A 2,236-nucleotide genomic window follows, 5' to 3' on the forward strand; every position below is an offset into this window, starting at 1 on the left:
AGACACTACCTCGCGGCTCTCGATCGCGAACTCGACACCGATCCGACCGACACCGATTCGCCGTTCTGACGAGAAACCAGCACTCGCGCGCGACCACGGCTAGATGATCAGATTTCTACGGTTTCTCGTGATCGCCAACAGGACCTCGGTGTACATCCCAACGAAGCTCGAAGCACCGGCCAGGCTCGCCTCGATCCGAACAGTTGAGGAACTCAGTCGAGCCTCTCCGCCAGGCACCGGAGCGACCAGCGGAGGCGGCGTCGTGGGCTCAAGCGAAACCGTAGAGCCGTCACTACTCGCAAACGGCAGCCAGTTCGATGCCCCGTCGCCGAACGCGTTGAAGCTCGTGAAGACCTGATCGACTCTCTGCCCGCCCGTGTGGAACTGCACCTCAACGTCAGAAGGATTGGACACGACCGCACTGAGATCGATGGAAACAAGCTCCGAACCCCGGACTGACGCGATACTGGTGACCAGCACCTCGGGCGTGGGGTTGGGCGCAGACCATGCAACCGCCGTGATATCGAGTCCGGACACATCCTCGAGCGCGCGGAGACGCATCGTAAGCTCAGACCCTCTAAGGCTGACCCAGCTTGCGAACACCGGAGGTGGCACCCTCGGCGTCGCGTTCAGATAGGAGACAGGACGCTGCTCCCCAAGCTCCGCTAGGAACCGCCCGGCTGCATCGATTGTCTCCTGCGCCTCGGTGGACCAGAGCTGCACGTTGTAGACCGCGGACGCACCCTGCGACGTGTAGTCATCGGCCAGATACTTGCTGTCGACGACCCATTCTGTCCCAAGATCGTGCACGATGAAGTAAACCGCGAACTCGCGAACGTTCGACTTCTCCGTCTCCAGAAGCAGAAACTCCCCTCTCCCAACCGCGATCGCGGAGACCGAAACCAAGCTCGTCAGGTGGATGCTCGAGCAGCGCCGGTAGTCGTGCGGATAGATCCCCTCGGGCAGCGAGGGCGTTGGCACCGTCTTGATCACCAGCACCGATTCTTGAGGAAGCTCCCCGGGCGGACCGGCTTCGAGCATCGATGCTTCCACCGCCGGCGTGCTTGAGAGCACGTGATTCGCGACGCCCCAGGTCTGAGCCCAGCTCGCCGTCGGCGCGGCCTCCGCGGCGGCGCGGATGTCCGGATCGCCGATGTCCTGCGCCCCGGCGGAAATGCCGACGAGAAGGACCAAGAGGCTCGCCACTCCCAGCGTTCTCATCGACCCATCTTCTCCAACCAGAGGGGCCGACTCTCCACACCTGCACCGCCGCCACTGGACGGAACAATGATTCCTCCACCGGGGTCCACCGTGGGCGCGGTCACAACCGGTTCGCCCCCCGGAGTGACCGGAGCGTAGTTGACATCGTACGTCAGGATCAGCTCCAGCTGTCCCTGGAGCCTCTCCGGGGCTTCCACCTGCGAATGAATGAGCTGTTCCGACGAGCGTTCTCCTCCAAATCCCGAGCCGACGTGCTCGTCCAAGAAGAGGTCGAAGTAGTCGAAGCCTTCATCGGACTTCCCGTACGGGTAGGTGTTTAGCTGCACCTCGAAAACCTCGAACTCCGGGTCGCCCTCGAAAGAGGGAGGGCCTACCGAGAAGGCGCCGTCGGGGGTTCCTGTGAAGAAGGTCACCCAGGTCTCGGGGCCTGAGCGCGCGGAGAGCTCCCTTGGCATCGGAGAGTTCTTCTGGTGCGGATCAGCTTCGAGGATCAGCGGGTTGCGGCCATCGAAGATGCCCGAATCGTAGAGCCGCCGCGCCTCGTTGCAGCCACTGCTGACGCAGAGCGTGATGAACTTGGTTCCCGGGTTCGCCGCCAGTACGTTGAACACGGGCGCGTCCTCGGTGAAGTCATTCGCGGTGTACTCGAGACCAGAGCCATGCTTGAAAGTCACCACGTCCAGGTCCGTGGAGATGTCCCGTAGCGCGGCCTGGCGGTCGGAGATCACGTAACGTGGGGTCGATGCGGCTCCCGGAAAGTAGAGGACGCAATAGGACGTCGATTGACACCGGCTCGCGCAATCTGAGTCGAAGCACTCGGCTTGCGCCTCGGACGACGCGAGGAGAACCAGGAAGACGAGCGGAAGGCGACCCACCCTTAGCAGGGTGCTGAAAAACCCCGTGCTTCACTCCTTCAAATGGTAGAAAAGAGGCGGGGGTAGAGGGAATGCGGGGAAGCGATCGAGAGCAGGGTTCGATGTTCAGCTACGTAGCGCTGGAAGACCGGATTCCGGCG

At 62.5% G+C, this 2,236-nt stretch carries 2 protein-coding genes; both read right to left on the reverse strand.

Going from position 1 to position 2,236, the window contains the following annotated elements; translation table 11 throughout:
* Positions 1 to 99 precede the first annotated feature (99 nt).
* Entirely contained in the window at positions 100 to 1,221 is a 1,122-nt protein-coding gene (locus tag GY937_16830; GenBank protein MCP5058370.1) for a hypothetical protein, read from the reverse strand.
* On the reverse strand, positions 1,218 to 2,096 hold the full coding sequence (locus GY937_16835) for a hypothetical protein (GenBank protein ID MCP5058371.1): 879 nt from the start codon (positions 2,094 to 2,096) through the stop codon (positions 1,218 to 1,220). Before GY937_16835 ends, GY937_16830 begins: the two co-directional genes overlap by 4 nt.
* Positions 2,097 to 2,236: the final 140 nt, after the last annotated feature.

The organism is bacterium (assembly GCA_024228115.1).
Lineage (GTDB): Bacteria > Myxococcota_A > UBA9160 > UBA9160 > UBA6930.